This window comes from Sulfoacidibacillus ferrooxidans, assembly GCF_022606465.1.
Taxonomy (GTDB): domain Bacteria; phylum Bacillota; class Bacilli; order Alicyclobacillales; family SLC66; genus Sulfoacidibacillus; species Sulfoacidibacillus ferrooxidans.
Window position 1 is genome coordinate 247,816 of sequence record NZ_JALBUF010000003.1, and the last position, 17,860, is coordinate 265,675.

The 17,860-nt window shown below is 41.6% G+C and carries 21 protein-coding genes, 1 pseudogene and 1 riboswitch; of the genes and pseudogenes, 7 read left to right on the plus strand and 15 right to left on the minus strand.

The genetic code is table 11. The features are described 5' to 3' along the window. Positions 1-113: riboswitch (SAM riboswitch) on the minus strand. A gap of 83 nt (positions 114-196) precedes the next feature. The 3 genes from MM817_RS07485 to MM817_RS07495 form a co-directional block, all read right to left on the minus strand. Further along, the gene (locus MM817_RS07485; RefSeq protein ID WP_336605158.1) at positions 197-406 is read right to left on the minus strand and encodes a TQO small subunit DoxA domain-containing protein; all 210 of its coding nucleotides are present in this window, start codon (positions 404-406) and stop codon (positions 197-199) included. 32 nt (positions 407-438) lie between these two features. Then, a complete protein-coding gene (uvrC, locus tag MM817_RS07490; RefSeq protein WP_241713241.1) occupies positions 439-2,232 on the minus strand; it encodes an excinuclease ABC subunit UvrC in 1,794 nt (597 codons plus the stop codon). 68 nt (positions 2,233-2,300) lie between these two features. Then, positions 2,301-2,618, minus strand: coding sequence for an NfeD family protein (locus MM817_RS07495; protein WP_241713243.1), 318 nt, complete (start codon positions 2,616-2,618; stop codon positions 2,301-2,303). Positions 2,619-2,764: 146 nt separating this feature from the next. On the opposite strand from MM817_RS07495, the gene MM817_RS07500 reads away from it, so the two are divergent. Then, positions 2,765-3,034: a hypothetical protein gene (locus MM817_RS07500; RefSeq protein WP_241713245.1), complete on the plus strand. Its 270-nt coding sequence runs from the start codon at positions 2,765-2,767 to the stop codon at positions 3,032-3,034. A gap of 119 nt (positions 3,035-3,153) precedes the next feature. Here the strand turns inward: MM817_RS07500 and MM817_RS07505 are convergent, their stop codons facing one another. Next, positions 3,154-3,828 (minus strand): PspA/IM30 family protein, encoded by a 675-nt coding sequence (locus MM817_RS07505; RefSeq protein WP_241713247.1) that lies wholly within the window; start codon positions 3,826-3,828, stop codon positions 3,154-3,156. 85 nt (positions 3,829-3,913) lie between these two features. Beyond that, positions 3,914-4,111 (minus strand): hypothetical protein, encoded by a 198-nt coding sequence (locus tag MM817_RS07510; RefSeq protein WP_241713249.1) that lies wholly within the window; start codon positions 4,109-4,111, stop codon positions 3,914-3,916. Positions 4,112-4,291: 180 nt separating this feature from the next. On the opposite strand from MM817_RS07510, the gene MM817_RS07515 reads away from it, so the two are divergent. Continuing rightward, positions 4,292-4,714, plus strand: coding sequence for a DUF2269 family protein (locus MM817_RS07515; RefSeq protein WP_241713251.1), 423 nt, complete (start codon positions 4,292-4,294; stop codon positions 4,712-4,714). A gap of 37 nt (positions 4,715-4,751) precedes the next feature. Here MM817_RS07515 and MM817_RS07520 read toward each other — a convergent pair whose 3' ends face one another. The 3 genes from MM817_RS07520 to hisC all read right to left on the minus strand — a co-directional run bounded on the left by MM817_RS07520 (position 4,752) and on the right by hisC (position 7,765). Beyond that, a complete protein-coding gene (locus MM817_RS07520) occupies positions 4,752-5,288 on the minus strand; it encodes a hypothetical protein (protein ID WP_241713253.1) in 537 nt (178 codons plus the stop codon). A gap of 184 nt (positions 5,289-5,472) precedes the next feature. Further along, on the minus strand, positions 5,473-6,567 hold the full coding sequence (locus MM817_RS07525; protein WP_241713255.1) for a bifunctional 3-deoxy-7-phosphoheptulonate synthase/chorismate mutase: 1,095 nt from the start codon (positions 6,565-6,567) through the stop codon (positions 5,473-5,475). Between the two features lie 55 nt (positions 6,568-6,622). Beyond that, the gene (gene hisC, locus MM817_RS07530; protein ID WP_241713257.1) at positions 6,623-7,765 is read right to left on the minus strand and encodes a histidinol-phosphate transaminase; all 1,143 of its coding nucleotides are present in this window, start codon (positions 7,763-7,765) and stop codon (positions 6,623-6,625) included. Between the two features lie 123 nt (positions 7,766-7,888). Between hisC and ilvA the strand changes: the two genes are divergently transcribed. The 3 genes and pseudogenes from ilvA to MM817_RS07540 all read left to right on the plus strand — a co-directional run bounded on the left by ilvA (position 7,889) and on the right by MM817_RS07540 (position 9,763). Beyond that, on the plus strand, positions 7,889-9,097 hold the full coding sequence (gene ilvA / locus MM817_RS07535; RefSeq protein WP_241713259.1) for a threonine ammonia-lyase: 1,209 nt from the start codon (positions 7,889-7,891) through the stop codon (positions 9,095-9,097). Positions 9,098-9,151: 54 nt separating this feature from the next. Then, a pseudogene (locus tag MM817_RS17405) lies at positions 9,152-9,280 on the plus strand (helix-turn-helix domain-containing protein); the annotation flags it as partial. 9 nt (positions 9,281-9,289) lie between these two features. Further along, positions 9,290-9,763 (plus strand): TetR-type transcription factor C-terminal domain-containing protein, encoded by a 474-nt coding sequence (locus MM817_RS07540; RefSeq protein ID WP_241713262.1) that lies wholly within the window; start codon positions 9,290-9,292, stop codon positions 9,761-9,763. A 14-nt stretch (positions 9,764-9,777) separates the two neighbouring features. On the opposite strand, the gene MM817_RS07545 is transcribed toward MM817_RS07540, so the two are convergent. After that, a complete protein-coding gene (locus MM817_RS07545; protein ID WP_241713264.1) occupies positions 9,778-10,440 on the minus strand; it encodes a DUF502 domain-containing protein in 663 nt (220 codons plus the stop codon). 109 nt (positions 10,441-10,549) lie between these two features. Between MM817_RS07545 and MM817_RS07550 the strand changes: the two genes are divergently transcribed. Beyond that, complete coding sequence (locus MM817_RS07550) at positions 10,550-11,395, plus strand: lytic transglycosylase domain-containing protein (protein WP_241713266.1); 846 nt, start codon at positions 10,550-10,552, stop codon at positions 11,393-11,395. Here MM817_RS07550 and MM817_RS07555 read toward each other — a convergent pair. The 6 genes from MM817_RS07555 to MM817_RS07580 form a co-directional block, all read right to left on the minus strand. After that, positions 11,357-11,635: a GIY-YIG nuclease family protein gene (locus MM817_RS07555; protein WP_241713275.1), complete on the minus strand. Its 279-nt coding sequence runs from the start codon at positions 11,633-11,635 to the stop codon at positions 11,357-11,359. The two genes, MM817_RS07550 and MM817_RS07555, sit on opposite strands and share 39 nt — an antisense overlap. A gap of 79 nt (positions 11,636-11,714) precedes the next feature. Next, the gene (locus tag MM817_RS07560; RefSeq protein WP_241713276.1) at positions 11,715-12,116 is read right to left on the minus strand and encodes a 2Fe-2S iron-sulfur cluster-binding protein; all 402 of its coding nucleotides are present in this window, start codon (positions 12,114-12,116) and stop codon (positions 11,715-11,717) included. An 87-nt stretch (positions 12,117-12,203) separates the two neighbouring features. Then, positions 12,204-13,559: a hemolysin family protein gene (locus MM817_RS07565; protein WP_241713279.1), complete on the minus strand. Its 1,356-nt coding sequence runs from the start codon at positions 13,557-13,559 to the stop codon at positions 12,204-12,206. A gap of 280 nt (positions 13,560-13,839) precedes the next feature. Then, entirely contained in the window at positions 13,840-15,390 is a 1,551-nt protein-coding gene (locus MM817_RS07570; RefSeq protein ID WP_241713281.1) for a long-chain-fatty-acid--CoA ligase, read from the minus strand. Between the two features lie 259 nt (positions 15,391-15,649). Then, on the minus strand, positions 15,650-16,432 hold the full coding sequence (locus MM817_RS07575; protein WP_241713283.1) for an enoyl-CoA hydratase/isomerase family protein: 783 nt from the start codon (positions 16,430-16,432) through the stop codon (positions 15,650-15,652). A 57-nt stretch (positions 16,433-16,489) separates the two neighbouring features. Next, entirely contained in the window at positions 16,490-16,669 is a 180-nt protein-coding gene (locus tag MM817_RS07580) for a hypothetical protein (RefSeq protein ID WP_241713285.1), read from the minus strand. Positions 16,670-16,899: 230 nt separating this feature from the next. On the opposite strand from MM817_RS07580, the gene MM817_RS07585 reads away from it, so the two are divergent. Beyond that, positions 16,900-17,805 (plus strand): magnesium transporter CorA family protein, encoded by a 906-nt coding sequence (locus tag MM817_RS07585; RefSeq protein WP_473828218.1) that lies wholly within the window; start codon positions 16,900-16,902, stop codon positions 17,803-17,805. Positions 17,806-17,860 lie beyond the last annotated feature (55 nt).

Here is a 17,860-nt window from a genome sequence, read left to right on the forward strand (position 1 = left end):
CTCTTATCTGCCAGAACACAACGTTCTGCTGGAATTGGCACCTTTCCTTTGCATATGCAAAGGACGGTTGCCGGGCTTCGTCGGGCCAGTCCCTCCGCCACTCTCGATAAGAGTATTTAATTTTAAATTTATTATTGAATCACTTTATCACACTGTGACTTTTTAAGTCAATGGTTTTAAAACAACTTATTCGTTACTATGAAACAGGAATGCTGGCGCTCCATGACAATCCACTGACATCATCAACAGTTACAATAGCATTGGCATCTTTTGCAAGAGCCAAACGCGCCATACGATCAAGCGGCAATGTAACATCTGCTTTTGCTGCAAGCGGTACGACCAATCCCCATGGACCTAACGTAACCTTTTGAAAAGCATAGGTATTACTAATGGAATCTCGCGAAATGAGAAATTAATTTATAAATATTTTAAAAGCATTTACGATGATTGTAAATGCGCAACAATTTGGCGTGCCAATCGATCCCCAATACCTGCCTTACGAAACTCTTCGAGCGGTGCATTTTTCATCTCATTAAGAGAATTAAAGTGTCTTAATAATTGTTTTCGTCGTGCTTCCCCGATACCAGGAATCTCGTCCAATAAGCTGTGCAATGAATTTTTTTGTCGAGTCCCACGATGAAATGTAATTGCAAAACGATGCACTTCATCTTGAATCCGCTGCAATAAATGAAATGCTGATGTTCCATGATCTAATGCTACTGGATCAAGTTCCTCTCCTAAAAATAATTGATGACTGCGATGTCTATCATCTTTCGCAAGACCACAGACAGGGATGTCTAGCGATAGTTCATTTTCTAATACATCAATAGCGGCCGCAATTTGCCCTTTACCACCGTCAACCATGATGAGGTCAGGTAGTGTTAGCTGTTCTTTTAAAGCACGCGTATACCGCCTTCGAATGACTTCACGCATAGAGGCATAGTCATCAGGACCAATAACTGTTTTTATTTTAAATTTACGATATTCATTTCGCGCTGGCTGTCCATCCACAAAAACAACCATAGCAGCCACGGGATCTGTTCCTTGCGTATTGGAGTTATCAAACGCTTCTATGCGATGAAGTTCAGGAAGCCCAAGTACATCTGTTAATTCCTGCATGGCACTCACTGTTCTGCGCTCATCCCGTTCCATCAATCGAAACTTTTCTTCAAGTGCAAGCCTTGCATTTTTAGTAGCCAATTCAACTAAATCGTATTTTTTACCGCGTTTGGGTTGCATGATTTTAGCACCTAAAAACTCCTGAAATCCATCCAATTCCACATCTTCAGGAATCCATACTTCCTTTGGCACATCCGGATTATCAAAGTAAAACTGTGCAATATATGACGAAATATCTTCAGATTCTGTACTGTGATATCGGAAAACAGATGCAGCACGCTCGATCATTTTTCCTTGACGGATAATAAACACTTGAATGCTCATGTACCCTTTGTCTGCATAAACGCCAAACACATCACGATCCACGCGATCTGCATGCGTTACTTTTTGTGTCTCCATGACACGTCCAATGTGTATCACTAAATCACGTAACTCAGCGGCTCGTTCAAAGTTCATTGCTTCTGCTTCATGTTCCATTTTTTTAACTAAATCAGCTGTAATCGCCTCATATCCACCATTCAAAAAATCAGTAATTTCTTTTACTAGTTGTTGATATGTTTGTTCTTCTACAATAAATTCACAAGGTGCCAAACATTGTCCAATGTGATAATAAAGACAGACCTTGGGTTTTAGTTTTTTACATTTGCGCAATGGGTATAACCGATCTAAAAGTTTTTTTGTTTCAGATGCCGCTCCTCCATTTGGATAGGGGCCAAAATAAGCCGCTTTATCTTTCTGAATCTTTCTCACGATTTCTAAGCGTGGATGCTCTTCACGCGTAATCTTGATATATGGATATGTTTTATCATCTCTTAACATAATATTATAATGTGGACTGTAGTGTTTAATCAGATTACATTCTAAAACCAGTGCCTCTGCGACAGTATCAGTTACAATATATTCAAAATCCACAATGTGGCTCACGAGGAGTTGGGTCTTTCCGTCATGACTGCCCGTAAAATAAGATCGCACTCGATTTTTCAGCACTTTCGCTTTACCTGCATAGATGACTTTCCCATCTGCATCCTTCATCAGGTAACATCCCGGTTTCTCTGGAAGTAATGCTAATTTTGCGCGTAACTCTTCCCATGACGTTGTCAAACGATCACCCATTCCTCATCCATCACATAAATTTCTTCAATCCCTATAAATTGCACCATGTTACAAGTGCAATTGCATGATTATTCTTCTATCCCCGATATAATGAACTGATTGTCTCGAATATCTTGAATACGAACAAATTGGCCTGCAGAGATACTAGAACATTGTATCCCTAATGCGACTACAGGCCAAATATCGCTACCAATCCGTACAAATCCTCCTCCACCTTCTTGCATCGAAGTAACTGCGATACCTCTAGCACCACGTAGTTGTAATAACACATCTGTTTTCAATCGCCTATTTTGTTGCTTCACAATTAATACATACATCAGCCAAGAACAACCTGAAACCAAAAAAAAGACCAGCCACAACATGCCCAATTGGCTTCCAAAGACCATATCTATTCTCCTTTTCAATACTTTTTCTTTTGTTTTTTGTTCTTTTAGGGCAACCTATACGCAGACGCAGACATTTATGTTTTTTCATACTGCAATAAACTTGTACCTGAGTGTTTTACACCTATTTAATGGAGGAGGGAGTTTGCATGGTTCAAAACAACGATAAAAGCCATCAAGAAAAATTGACCAATGAATTAAGGTACATCACGAATACGTGGCAAACCATACAAAACGAGGAGTTCCCAGAAGGACCATATGGTGCCTCCCTATATCCTCACGATCGATTAGGAAAAGTAACACCATGGGAACCACAGCAGCAAGTCACATCTGCATTTAAAGATGAGAATCCAGCATTTTCTAGCGGCACAGTTCCACCACCAGGTAGTGAACCGCCAGGTAACCAACTCGAGGAATAACTAGAGTAAACTGCAATTGTATCGCCCTTTATGAAATACAAAACTGCACGTGCCATACCCACGCACACTCAATACATGTACGCAATGGGAATACGGCATGTGCAGTATCCTTGCTTTAATTAGGCATCTGCCTTTTGCGCAAGCTTTAATTTCAATGCGGCCAACTCATCATCGACTTCACTATCGCCAAGTTGTTTAAATTCGTCGTCTAATGAAGGTTTTTGATGTCTCATTTCTTCACTTGCTTGTGCTTGCGACTCCATGACATTGACTCGTTCTTCCATCCGTTGAAAACCGCGAGTTGCACTGTCAGAGTTAAATCCATTTAATGCATGGTTGACTTGTGTTTGAACCTTAGCGGCTTCTGCACGAGCGACCAACATCTCGCGTTTACTTTTCATCTTTTGATACTCGTTTTTCATTTCATCAAGTTTCATTCGTAGATTATCAGAGAGAGCTTTTGCCTTATCATACTCCTGACCAAGGGCATCAGCTTTTTCTTGCTGTTCTTTTTTATCTTGAAGTGCTTTGCGTGCAAGATCCTCATTGCCAAGTACCAAGGCTTTTTCAGCTTGTTCCTGACGCTTTGCTACGATGGCAAGCGCTTCGTTACGTTGCTCTAAAAATCGTTTTTCTACAGCAATTTCCTTTGCTACTGCACCTTCTGCTTCGTTAATATCCGATTCCATATCTCGCAAGAATTGATTGACCATCTTCACTGGGTCTTCTGCCTTATCTAATATATCATTAACCGATGCAGCTGTGATATCGCGAATCCTTTTAAATAACGCCATACTCACCCAACCTCCCTTAATCTCCTAACAGTATCTACGCTCGCAATACAAAAAGGTTGCAGGATATAGGCAACATTTTTTTGCTTTACGATGGATCCACCGTACCGAGATAAACCGACTCTTCGCCATTAGACAAAATAAATGTCTTTGTACCTCGTAAAATAAGATATTCTCCGAAATACTGTCGAACGCTCGGGGTGACATAAATACTAAGTCCATCTTCTTCCCAGTATACATCATCTTTTGACCCAATCATACAGGCGATCCTCACCTGTTCTGACATTCCTCATCCTGCATTACCAGCTACCTCAAAAATTCTCAAGGAGTGATAATGATGTAGGATCCTTTTCGTTTCAGGTTGTATAGATATATGCATGAAAACTTCACTCACTCCCAAATCAATTCAGAATGTGCTAAACTGTTGTACGGACAAATGTACATAAGCAATTAGTGGAGGCTCGATATGTTATTCTATTCTATATTATCCGTACATCTACTCGCAGTATTGGCAAAAATAAGCGTCTTCTTCACGATTCCGAGACTAAAAGATGTGGAAAGCGTGCAATCATTTTTTCGGCGTTATCAAGTAACTGACCGCATCGCTAACTACACCATGTGGATTACTGGAGCGTTACTACTTGTAGTAACTTCGTGGAAATTATTATTGCAAATGTGGTTGCTTGTTTCCATGTTACTATACATACTGGTCTTTTTACTCATTCGCGGCATTGTTTTTCGCAGACTGCGGATCATCGCAGACAGCCAAAAATTATACGCTCGTGATGAATTAAAACTTTTGCGTGTAGAAAGTTACTGTGTCATGGGAGCGGCTTTAGGACTACTCGGAGGAATAGGATACCTTATGGTACATAAACCTTGGGCTTAACCGTTTCTCCAAACTTACTATATAAACTTCCACTCGGTTATACGAGTGGAAGTTGCACATTTGAATAATAGCCCATTCTTCGGTAAGTGAATTCATCATATTTAGAGAACCCCAGTTGTGTGTAAAAACTTACATTCATGTTCCTTGGTGAAAACGCAATCCACCCGTGATATCCGCAATCCATGCTACAATCAATCACTGCTCGCAATAATGTTTCACTTAATGTTAACCGCTCTATTTCATGCTGTACAGTAGGAGCTACTTCGAGATGCTCAATATATATGCAAGAAGCAATTGCCCAATTTGATGCACAGACCAAACCGATTTTTGTATTATTTTTAGTGATGATCCCGATCATAGGAAAAGGGGCAAGTCGCATCGTACTTTCCCATATGCGAAACTGGACGTCACTCAATGCGCGTTGATTTTCACTATACCCAACAACCCTCCCCCACTCCATGATGATGTTACGTATAACGCTAGACATCTCATCATTAGACAGCCATGAAAAAAATACCCTCTGGGTAGAATCCTGATCAGGTTTATCGTTACTGATCAGCAAATCGACGTACATAAACCATTCCTCCATAAAAATACTATATATACTTTATTTTGCATATTTAGTTTCCCATTTTTATCTCTCATGATCAACCACTTATAGAAGTGGTTAATGATTAGTTTGTGACAAATGCAAACAGAGTAGCCACATAGGATGTGGCTACTCTGTTTGCATTTGTCTATGGCTACGATCATGAAAACTAGCCGCGATTTACAATGGCCTCAAGATCAGGGATCATATGACTCTGACGAAGCTCAGCCATAAATGATTCAAACTCCGCAAAATTCATTTGTTGCTTAGCATCTGACAAAGCAACTGTTGGATCAGGATGAACCTCAACCATCACTCCATCCGCTCCAACTGCTAGTGCGGCTTTCGCCACTGGAGTCATAATATCTTTGCGCCCTGTGGAATGAGTGACATCTACTAACACCGGTAGATGTGTCTCTTGTTTAAGGATCGGAACAGCAGAGATATCAAGAGTATTACGTGTTGCCTTTTCATATGTGCGGATCCCCCGCTCACACAGTACAATCTTTTCATTTCCCCGAGAAGCGATATACTCAGCCGCATAGATTAACTCTTCAATAGTAGCAGATAACCCACGTTTTAAAAGAACAGGTACGCGTGTGCTACCCACCGCTTTTAACAACTCGAAATTCTGCATATTACGTGCCCCTACTTGAATCATATCCACATACTGTATAGCCATTTCTACGTCATTTGGACTTACAATTTCAGAAACAACGGCCATTCCATATTTTTGACCTATCTGTTTAAGCATACGAAGCCCAGGTTCTCCTAAACCCTGAAAATCATACGGTGACGTCCGTGGCTTAAACGCACCTCCACGCATTACAAGAATACCTTGCGCTTGTAATTCTGCGCCTACTTTCTCCATCTGCTCTGGCGTTTCTACAGAACAAGGCCCAGCTACAACAATTGGCTTTCCGCCACCAATTTCTATTCCTTTCACACTCACAACCGTGTCAACAGTTGTACGAGAACGGCTCACAAGTAGTTTGCGTTGTTCTTCTTGTAATCCAAGTGAAACCTGAAAAATTTGTTTAAATAAATGACGAATCGCACCATCAGAAAAGGGTCCTGGGTTTTGTTGAACCAAGTGATCAAGTTGTTCTTTTTCACGCTCTGGATCAAAAGTAAGCATCCCACGCGCCTGTTTAATCTGGCCAATGCGCTGAACAATATCAGCTCTTTTACTTAATAAGGACAATAAATCGTCATTAATTTCATCCAATTCGTTACGTAATTCTCTTAATCGATCCTCAGCCATCTCCAAAACTCCCTCTCTCTATACAACTATTTTATCTCTATTGTACTTCTCTATTTTACATCTCTTTGAGTGCTTGTTCGAGTGCTTGCAAACATCTTCTATTTTCCTCTTCCGTGCCAATACTAATTCGTATATACTCATCAAGACCAGGAAAGCCTGCACGTACGATCACACCATGACGCTCTAACTCTTGAAATACATGCACTCCATTGCCCACTTTAGCCAATAAAAAGTTACCTTGAGTCTCAATATACTCTAAACCAAGTTGTGTAAGACCTTCGTAATATTGCAAGCGGCCTTCGTGATTCGCAACTTTACACTTAATTACATGTTCCGTATCTTGTAGTGCAGCAGTTGCTCCTACTTGTGCCACAGCATTTACATTGAAGGGTTCCCGTACTTGATGCAAATATTTAATTAGACCTGCATCACCTAGAGCGTATCCAAGGCGTAATCCTGCAAGGCCATACATTTTTGAAAAAGTACGTAAAGATAAAACCGTTTTACCTTCTGTCACAAATTCTAATGAACGCAATGGGTCAGGTGTATCCACATACTCGAGATATGCCTCATCAAGTACGACAATAACCCCATCGGGGATGCTTTCCAGAAATTCTTTAACTTGCGTATGTGTTACCCACGTACCCGTAGGGTTATTGGGCGAGCATACATAAATCAGTTTGGTCTTGTCAGTAATCTGATTCTGCATGGCTAAAAAGTCATATTGAAAATGCTTAGTTAAAGGAACAGGAATAATCTTCGCTTCCATTACTTGCGCACCAAAGTTATACTGTGCAAATGATGGAAAAGGAACAATCACTTCATCTCCTGGTTGTAAAAACGTCTCAGCAATCATTTTAATAATCTCATCTGATCCGTTTCCTACAAATACTTGCTCAGGTTGTAAGTGAACATGTTGTGCAATTGCCGTGCGCACATCTTGAGCTGCTCCATCAGGATAGCGGTTTAACTCCAGAAGCAAGTCTGAAATAGCATCAAGTGCCTTTGGTGAAGGCCCGAGAGGGTTTTCATTGGAAGCGAGTTTTACCACATCGTGCAATCCAAATTCACGTTGCACATCTGCAATCGGGCGACCAGGAACATACGGCTTAATGACATGTAAGTTTGGTCGCACTAGCCGTCTCACTCGTTCTTCGAGAGAAAGAGTTGAAGTTAACACATCTTTTTGCTCTCCCAACTAATCTTGCCTCCCTTCTTACGCATGTTTTTGCTACAATGTAACACAGTCTAGGACTCACGCAAAGACCTAAAATGAAGTAGTCATGCAATTTTGCGCAAAACTATTTAGGGAGGATCAATCATGCAAGTTACGTTCTCAGATATTCAAGCCGCGGCCAGTCGGCTCGCTTCTGTTATTGACACCACGCCTTTAGACCGTTCACAAACGTACAGTCAGTTAAGTCACAATCATATTTATCTTAAGCTTGAAAACATGCAACGTACCGGATCTTTTAAAATTCGTGGTGCATATAACAAAATTTCCGCACTTGCACCCGATGAGCGCAGTCGCGGCGTGATCGCCGCATCAGCTGGAAATCACGCTCAAGGCGTGGCTTATGCTGCCCGCCTACTAAATATCCCTTGTACGATTGTAATGCCAAAAATGGCTTCACTTTCAAAAGTTGAAGCTACGCGCCGCTATGGTGCTGAGATCGTCTTGCATGGACAAAGTTACGATGATGCCTATGCAAAAGCTAAAGAATTACAAGAAGAAACAGGTTACACTTTTATTCATGCCTTTGATGATCCCGATGTCATCGCAGGTCAAGGTACCATTGGGTTAGAACTGCTTGAACAGAACCAACACCTAGATGCCATTGTGGCGCCCATAGGAGGAGGTGGGCTTATATCGGGTATTGCCATTGCAGCCAAAGCCATCAAACCTGACATTAAGATATACGGCGTTGAAGCCTCTGGTGCAGCCTGTTTTCGTCGCTCACTAGACGCAGGAGATATTACAACGCTTGACACTGTTTCAACGATTGCAGACGGCATCGCAGTCAAACGGCCAGGTAATTTAACCTATGATACAGTGAAGAACCTTGTGGATGATGTATTTGTAGTTGAAGATGAGGCCATTGCAAGAACTATGGTCATGCTCATGGAGCGTTCCAAAGTCGTCTCTGAAGGCGCAAGTGCATCTGCATTAGCTGCGATTTTAACCAATCATCTTCCCTTTGAAAATAAACACGTAGCTGTTGTCATATCTGGTGGCAATGTTGATATGATGCTACTTTCTCGCATCATTGAACACGGGCTCGTAGCAGCAGGAAGGCATGCACGATTCGTCACTACTCTTCCTGATCGTCCTGGATCACTTGCCAACCTTGTTGCAGCAGTAGCTGATGTGGGAGCAAACATCGTCTCTATCGAACATCATCGACTAGGGCAATCGCTTATCCTTGGGCATGTAGAAGTTGATATGGCTGTAGAAACAAGGAACGAAGAACATATTGAAGAATTACGTCAGAGATTTTTGACATTAGGATATAGTTTCCAAATGAAATAATAGCAAGGAGGAAGACTTATCAAACGGCGAGATAAAGAACAGACACGACAGCGCATTTTAGATGCGGCAGTCGATTTATTTTCCGAAAAGGGATATACAGATACACAAGTCGACGATATAGCAAGAGAATCAGAAACATCAAAAGGCGCCTTCTATTTTCACTTTCCAAGTAAGAAGGCTATCTTTGAAGCTATGCTCCAAACTCTTGTACACCGGATTGTACGCGATGTCGACGATGCAATTGATGTTCGACAAGGTGCTGTAGATAAAATCGAAGGAGCATTACAAACTGTATTGCGCACCTTTTCAAGACACGAAAAAGCCACACGGCTCTTATTTATCGAGGCCACGGGGCTAGGGCGGGCGTTTGATCGGCAAGTCATGGCAGCGCATCGCGCATTTGCAACGCTTATCGCCAAACATTTACAAACTGCCGTTGACGATGGATCTGTAGCTCCACTCAATGTTCAGATGACTGCATACGCATGGCTTGGTGCCATCCACGAGGTTTTGATGATGTCGTTAATCGAGCCAGATGGTCAATCACTTGAGGAACTTGTAGATCCCTTAGCGCATCTTCTTGTCAGTTCACTACAAGCCAATGTAAGAACGGTCACTGACGAGACAGTACCTACAAAAAGCAGTGACCCTTGTCAGGACTCATGACTTATCCACATCGTTCAAATGAGTGGCGGTGATTTTTTATCCCCAAAAATGTGAAAAAGCGTTAATGCAGGTCCTTGCGGATTCATTTCTTGTTGCCGCGATAAACCACCAGAAAAGACAAACTTGATTCCTTCTTCAACAGGTAAATCAAGAATTTTGACTCGATCCTTTGGAACAAGTATTGTTATGCCAGCCATTTGAAAACTCTGAGGAATAAAAACCGCCATTTTTTCAACACTTTGCACGCCATCTTGTTCTTGCGTAAACATTTCAAGACCTTCTGAACGCGTGAGAAAACCAATTAACTCTACATCGGAACCTGGAAGATGGAGTAATACGACCTTTTGAAAAGCATGTCGTTGACCTACCACAGATTCAATCGTATCTTTCACTAGACCATATAAACTTTTAATAAAAGGAACACGCTTTAACATATGATCCACACTCGTAAATAGCGTACGACTAAACCAATGTGTCGTAAGTGCTCCTGCTATCGTTATGAGAATCACTGTCAATAACAATCCGAGACCCGGTATATAATGGTGGTCAATAGTTGTGATTTGGCTACCTAAGATATTATCGAAGAAATTAAATAATTGGACGACAACCCATACGACGATACCAATCGGTACAATAGTTATTACACCATTTACAAAATACTTTCTTAATAACCGCATACAATCTCCTATCTGTGGTTTACGCCACATCAGCCATTTGATAAACTACTTGCATACTTATTATAATCGAGTCTACTAGCATGGGGAAAGAAAAAAGGAAGTGAATGTTTTGCGAATTGTTAACGATCTAACGCCACCGGCACACACCAATAATACTGGCAATAAAACAACACCCACATCTAACCTTGCCAACTCATTTGCAAGTTATTTAACTGCCGCAAATCAATCTAGCATACCCTCAAGCAATCAAACACCATGGTCCCCTTCCACCGCGGAGTCAGCTATGCTGTTGGAAGCTCTGCTTACTATGCAATTAGAAAGTGATTTTTCTGCTCAATTAAGCGGCAGTAACGGAGCCGATGGTTCAGTAAACTCCAATCTGTTAAATCTTTTACCTTCACTACCCATGCAAAACTTTGACCCTAGTCAAATGTCTTCGATTTCAGGATTAGGGCAATCTCTACTTTCAGATCCTATAGATAGCATTCCTGGTAATCCTATCGTTTCGACCGATACAACGCAACAACCAACTAACGTCCCACCAGATTCATCAGGAATGACAGGGTTTTCTTCTATTATGCCATTAATTAACCAACTTTCACCGCGCTATGGACTTGATCCAAAGCTTGTGGCAGCAGTTGTACAACAAGAGTCTGGATTTTCCTCTACTGCTACATCATCTTCAGGTGCTATGGGATTAATGCAACTCATGCCTTCTACAGCCAAGATGCTCGGCGTATCAAATGCTTATAATCCAGTGTCAAATTTAGAGGGTGGAATGCAGTATCTAAGTGGATTATTAAATCGTTATAACGGAGACACTTCACTTGCACTTGCAGCATATAATGCTGGTCCAGAGGCAGTTGACACCTATCAAGGAATCCCACCATTTACACAGACGGAAAACTACGTTTCTTCAATTCTCCATCATCTCAGTAGCGAGTCCTATACTTGAAGAGTCAATAAGTCGCACTTTTTCAACCCGTGATAATTGCTTGATTTGATATTCTCGCTTTAATGCCAAACTGCGATCAGCTACTTCCTCTACATAACAAAGTGTAACAGGTAATCGCGCGCGCGTATAGCGTGCGCCTTTTCCACGTTGGTGCATGGCGACTCTTCGCTCGACTTGTGTTGTCCAACCAGTGTAGTATGTCCCATCTGAACACTCGAGGATATAGATGTACGCTACCACTCTTCTCACCCCCAGAAACACAGGAGCAGATCACATGTGCGATGAGCGCATGTGATCTGCTCCTGTGACTTCAATCATACTAATCGCGCGTATCTGCAGCCTCAAATGGCTGTCCTTCAAATTCAAGTACAGATAGTTGGCGCTCTTGCCGTTGTGCATCAAGCAACTCACGTACAACACGACGCAAAGGATCTTCCGGTATCATGACTGTTGCAGGACCTGTCAATTTGCACTGACATGCCAAACGAAAGCCTATCTCAAGACGACTATCGGACAAATGCCTAAGCTCAACTTTTGTTGGGCTCTCTAAAGGTGTCTTACTTTCAATCTGAATCTTACATGTTCCACACGTACCATGCCCACCACACTTATGCGTGAGCCCGACTTTCCCTATTCGTGCAGCCTCAAGAACTGTTTGCCCGCGTTCGACTGCAATCTCAGCTCGTTGTGGTTGAAAACGAATCGCCACCTTATCACCCATGGATCATCCCTCTTTAAAGCCACCACATCATTTATTGTACCATACATCTCTTATGCATGGGTGTTACTATTCGATGTAGAAAAAGGATTATTCTTCTTGGCCCTTTTTCCATTCATCGGTTGCTTCATCGTCAGAAGGTACTTCAGGGGGATACACATGTAACCGCGTAATTCGCAAGTTATCCGTTTCCGCAACTTCAAAACGAGCCCCTTCATATTCAACCTCAATTCCAACTTTGAGCGGATCCACTAGTTGTGCATAAACCCAACCACCTACCGTATCCACTTCTTCATCGGACAATGAGAAACCAAATAATTCATTAACTTCTTCAATCAACATGCGTGCGTCAACAGACAGATAGCCTTCTCGCTCTTCAATAGGTGGCCGTTCTTCATCAAACTCATCTTGAATTTCTCCGACAAGTTCCTCGATAACATCCTCTAAACTAACCATACCTGCTGTTCCGCCGTACTCGTCAATGACAATGGCCAGGCTTGATCGCTCTTTTTGCAAAACCTTTAACACATCATCAATACCTAACGCTTCAGGTACACTAACCACTTTACGCGCAAGTGAGCGAATGGATCCTTCTCGTTTAGGTGTTTGTAACGCAAAACTAAACAAGTCTTTACTATGAATGATACCAATTACATGATCTTTATCGTCTTCACATAGTGGAAATCGCGTATGCCGTTCACGTTGAATCTCTTCCAAGCATTCTTCGATGGTTTGATCTGTAAACAATGCTATCATATCTGTTCTTGGCACCATAATTTCCCGTGCAACTCGGTCAGCAAATACAAATACATTGTTAAATAACTCACGCTCTGTCTCATCGATCACACCGCTCTCATGGCTCTGTGCAACAAGCATGCGCAATTCTTCTTCTGAATGTGCAATTTCTCGTGTGGATGCAGTAATATGTGCCATGCGTAGCACATTTCTTGCCGTTGCATTAAGTAACCAAATCGCAGGATACATCACACGATAAAAACCCTTGAGCGGAAGAGCAGTTACCATTAACCAGGATTCAGCACGTGATATGGCCAATGATTTAGGCGCAAGCTCACCAAAAACTATTTGTAAAAAAGTGACCAGTAAAAAAGCAATAATGGCCGAAATAAACCCAAGAACACGATGAGATATGTCATGAACCTCACCGAATATCGCCACAAGAATTGGAGTTATTGATCGCTGTGCAGTCCACCCTAATCCCAGCGAAGCCAATGTAATCCCAAGTTGTGTTGCAGATAAATATGCATCAATCTTATCGATGACATCCATCGCGTGACGAGCAATCTTATTACCCTGTTGTACATATTGTTCTAAACGCGTTCTACGCGATCGAACAATAGCAAATTCCGCAGCAACAAAGTAGCCATTAACGGCAATTAAAACAAAATCCCAAAGCAAATCAACTAATTCGTTCGTGGTTATTCCCACACACTCCCCGTGCTTACTCCCATATTCTAGCCCATACATAGAAGGTAAAATTAAGGATCACGACGGGAATTCACCTCCGACTGGATCGCCACATTAAAATAAGGACATAATTGTATCTTAGTATAACACATGGCTTACTAATGAGTCATTTGTTCAAGCCTAAAATCCCATATAATCTAATCATACGCAAAATACAAAGACACATTCATCCTAAAACAAAAGATGTGCCCATTTATCCTTTAAGATAAATGAGCTCATCTTGCATCCGTCAATGGATGTCTTACATGTTATTGATGGCCTTATCCTGTAGTTGTTCGCGCAATTCACGACGAACAACTTTTCCAGTCATGTTTTTGGGGAGATCATCCATAAATAAGATTCTAGTTGGCAACTTATACTTGGCCAAATGAGATTCACAATAACGCTCAATGTACTCCGCTGTAATCGATTCATTTTTCCGAACAATACACGCTACGACTTCTTCCCCATAATCGGAATTAGGCACACCTACAACAGCTGCTTCAAGAACTCCATCGCATGTAAAGAGCACCTCTTCAACTTCTCGAGGATACACATTAAAGCCACCCACAAGAATCATGTCTTTTTTGCGATCCACTATATAAAAATACTGATCTTCGTCCATTTTAGCCATATCACCCGTGTGTAACCACCCATCACGCAGTGCTTTTTGGGTATCTTCAGGCCGCCCCAAATACCCCTTCATAACATTAGGTCCACGTACAACCAATTCGCCTACTTCTCCCACAGGGACTTCCTGATCTTGTTCATCAACTACTCTTTGTTCAACCATGGGTAAAGATACACCTATGGATCCCACCTTGCGCGGACGACCATCAACAGGAGCAAAAGCTGTCACTGGTGAAGCTTCTGATAAGCCGTATCCTTCAAGTACAATCACATCAAAACGCTTCTCAAATGCATTGAGTATAGCAACAGGCATTGCGGCTCCGCCTGAAATGCAATAACGCAGTGAGTGGAAGTCCACGTGTGTATCTCCAGCTGCCTGCATAATAAAATTATACATCGTTGGTACGCCCGCAAAAATAGTAGCTTTTGTTTCTTCAATAACCTTAATGACCTCTTTGGGACTAAATCTGGGCAATATAATTAACTCAGCGGCGCTAAAGATTCCTGCATTCACACATACAGTCAAACTAAATACATGAAACATAGGTAGCACAGTAACAATGCGATCATCCCCTGAAAAACGCAGATGAATCCCTGCCATCATGGCATTAGAGCTCAGGTTTTGATGTGTTAACATCGCACCTTTTGGTTTACCAGTGGTACCAGATGTATATAGAACTACAGCCAAATCATCAATCATCAACTTTTCATCTAGTTTCTGAATCGGTTGATGTGCAACAACAGTATCAAAGGTGATCAAGGGCGCAACTATGGATTCGTAAGAATCTCCAGCCACAATTAATGAAACCCCCGGAAGCGCTTGCATGACCATAGGGGCAATAGGCGCCATCTGCACAGGTGCAACAATCACTTTAACTCCGCTGTCCTTTAACATATACAAAAGTTCATTGGGTGTATACAGTGGATTAAGAGGAACAACAAACATGCCAATTGCAAGTGCACCATGATACATTTCTAAAAAAGCATCACTATTTGGTAAAATAAGTGCAATACCATCACCCTTGCGGTACCCTGCTTCATAAAGATACCCACTAATTTTAAGAACCCGACTATATAATTCTGAGTAAGTCACTCGCTTGTCTAAATAAGAATATGCAAAATCATTGCCGTGATCACGAGCACTTGCTTTTAAATGCTCGTCTAACCGAGTAAAGTCGACCACTTGTCATTCCACCCTTCAGACATTAGCATGACTGCACGTTAAGGCTATCTACACCTGATGTAGCCTTAGCGAAACCTACACATTCTATAAGAGGTTGTTCAAAAAGAGTCAGAACTCCCCAGCGCATTGCATCGTCAGCGCCAAGAACGCTCCCTCACGTACCCAAAACGTACCCTCAGTATATTTTTGGCTCGCTTCCTTGCACTGCGCGTGTCTTACCTGCCCCCTTTTTGAACAGGCACTATAACTGACTGTCAAACTACCTTTGATTAAACACTGGATTTCTTTTTTCTATAAAAGCTTGAATTCCTTCTTTGCTATCTGCCGTTTGAAAAGCATCATCAAATCTTTTAGCCTCATTTTCCAAACCCTGTGCCAAAGTCAATTCTGCGCCTTCGTCAATGGCTTGCTTAACTAAAGAGAGCGCAGAAAGACTCCTTTGTGCGATCACACGCGCTAATTCGAGTGCTGCGTGTAATGACTGCCCTTTTGGAACAACGCGGTTAACAAGTCCAATTTGATTAGCCTTGACTGCATCAATAGGTTCACCTGTATACATCATCTCTTTTGCGCGCGCCTCACCAATCAAACGTGGCAGACGTTGTGTTCCTCCAGCTCCCGGAAAAATGCCGAGTTTTATCTCAGGAAGACCAAGCAGCGAACCTTCGTCACAAATGCGAATATCACATGTCAAAGCCATTTCAAGCCCTCCACCAAAAGTGAAACCATGCAGAGCTGCAATTGTTGGTTTCTTCATATGATCTATGAGATTCATCAGTTCATGCAATTGTTCCGCCAATGCATAGGCCATACCGACTTTACCAAGTGCAGTTGGGAACTCTTTGATATCTGCCCCAGCCATAAAGGCGCGTTCCCCTTCACCTGCTAACACGATCACACGAACATCCACATCACCTTGTAGATCGCGAAATGCTTGCAACAACCCCTCTGCAACCGCTTTACTAAGAACGTTCATAGGTGGATTTGCAATTGTTACAATGGCAATCCCAGGTTCTTTATCGATTCGCACTAATTCTGACATTAAACTTCCTCCTTTGACTGATCAGTCAATCATTTTTATTGTATCATAATCTGTCAATTAGCGTTTCCGTTTATCCACAATAAATCGCACAGCAGCTACTAAGAAAATGACAATGGCTATCCCATCAATCACCTGTTCAACTCGATGAATGTGAAATTCTGCACCTATTATACGCCCCACCTCAGCTAATAAAATAGCCATAGAAGCTAACATCCAATTTTTAATTCCCCGCTCCATCGAGGCACCTTCCCTTACTAAAATCGCGCGCGGGGTGACTACGAACTTCGTCGCAATGATCTTTCGACAAATGGACGCAACGTATCATTCTTCGCCCTTCGCCAATACTTATATATAACCCCCACATTTGGACAAGTGTAAGTATACCATTGTCTAAGTACTCATGACCATGCAGCTTTAAAGGAGGATTCCATCTGATACAGACATTTTACCACTCTCTTTTGCAAGGAGTGACCGTAGAGAGTGATGAACTCCAACATCCAAGTAACGATCATACTATATGGGTGTTTGGGTCTCATGTAAATGACAATGAACTGAATCAAATACAAACTATGTATGAATTGCATGAAACTGATATTGTGCATTGTAAACGTACCGATACAAAGCGATCCAGGTTTATTGTTCATCCTCACTACGTCGCTTTCTCGCTTTATTATTTCACAACTCCTGATATACATATAAAACCAGTACGTGTTGATTTTATATTAGGTGAACATTTTCTTTTGACATTGTGTTCTGATCACGTGTTGCACATCGATGCGATGGTCATGCGTGCCAAAGAAGAAGACATTCTAGCTTCAGGTATAGAACTTGTTCTCTATTATATCGTACAAGGCTTTATACAGTCATTTGCAGCACTCGTCACTCAGGTCATACGTAATGCAGAACATGTGTCAGATCACTTGAATCAACAAACAAACCTTTTTTTAGATATTCGTGAAACACGTCATACAGCATTTACTGTGTTACAATTATTGGCGCCTCAAGCGCGTATATTCAATATTCTCGGAACTGATAGTTTCACTTATACATCTATACAAAATAAAGCTTATTTTATAGATCTCTCTGATCGCACAGAAGAATTAATCGATGACTTAGATACAATTCGCGATAACTTATTATCCAATGTGGAAGGGTATACTTCATTACAGTCAAATGAAATGAATCGTGTAATGAAAATCCTAACAGTTGCAGCCACCATTTTCCTACCGCTTAATTTAATTGCTAGTATCTATGGAATGAATTTTAAAATTCCAGAATACGGTTGGACATATGGTTATCCTTACTCATTGTCACTCATGGCAGTAGTGGCTGGCATATCGATATTGATCATCCATCGCAAAGGATGGTTTTAGTACAAAGCTTTAGAAAGCAAAGACAAAACAGTGGTATACTAAGCATGGATTCTAT

Coding starts and splice junctions, on each gene's coding strand:
- uvrC (WP_241713241.1), bottom strand. CDS start 2,232: ATGGGTGATCGTTTGACAACGTCATGGGAAGAGTTACGCGCAAAATTA.
- MM817_RS07495 (WP_241713243.1), bottom strand. CDS start 2,618: ATGGTCTTTGGAAGCCAATTGGGCATGTTGTGGCTGGTCTTTTTTTTG.
- MM817_RS07500 (WP_241713245.1), top strand. CDS start 2,765: ATGGTTCAAAACAACGATAAAAGCCATCAAGAAAAATTGACCAATGAA.
- MM817_RS07505 (WP_241713247.1), bottom strand. CDS start 3,828: ATGGCGTTATTTAAAAGGATTCGCGATATCACAGCTGCATCGGTTAAT.
- MM817_RS07510 (WP_241713249.1), bottom strand. CDS start 4,111: ATGTCAGAACAGGTGAGGATCGCCTGTATGATTGGGTCAAAAGATGAT.
- MM817_RS07515 (WP_241713251.1), top strand. CDS start 4,292: ATGTTATTCTATTCTATATTATCCGTACATCTACTCGCAGTATTGGCA.
- MM817_RS07520 (WP_241713253.1), bottom strand. CDS start 5,288: ATGTACGTCGATTTGCTGATCAGTAACGATAAACCTGATCAGGATTCT.
- MM817_RS07525 (WP_241713255.1), bottom strand. CDS start 6,567: ATGGCTGAGGATCGATTAAGAGAATTACGTAACGAATTGGATGAAATT.
- ilvA (WP_241713259.1), top strand. CDS start 7,889: ATGCAAGTTACGTTCTCAGATATTCAAGCCGCGGCCAGTCGGCTCGCT.
- MM817_RS07540 (WP_241713262.1), top strand. CDS start 9,290: ATGCTCCAAACTCTTGTACACCGGATTGTACGCGATGTCGACGATGCA.
- MM817_RS07545 (WP_241713264.1), bottom strand. CDS start 10,440: ATGCGGTTATTAAGAAAGTATTTTGTAAATGGTGTAATAACTATTGTA.
- MM817_RS07560 (WP_241713276.1), bottom strand. CDS start 12,116: ATGGGTGATAAGGTGGCGATTCGTTTTCAACCACAACGAGCTGAGATT.
- MM817_RS07575 (WP_241713283.1), bottom strand. CDS start 16,432: ATGTCAGAATTAGTGCGAATCGATAAAGAACCTGGGATTGCCATTGTA.
- MM817_RS07580 (WP_241713285.1), bottom strand. CDS start 16,669: ATGGAGCGGGGAATTAAAAATTGGATGTTAGCTTCTATGGCTATTTTA.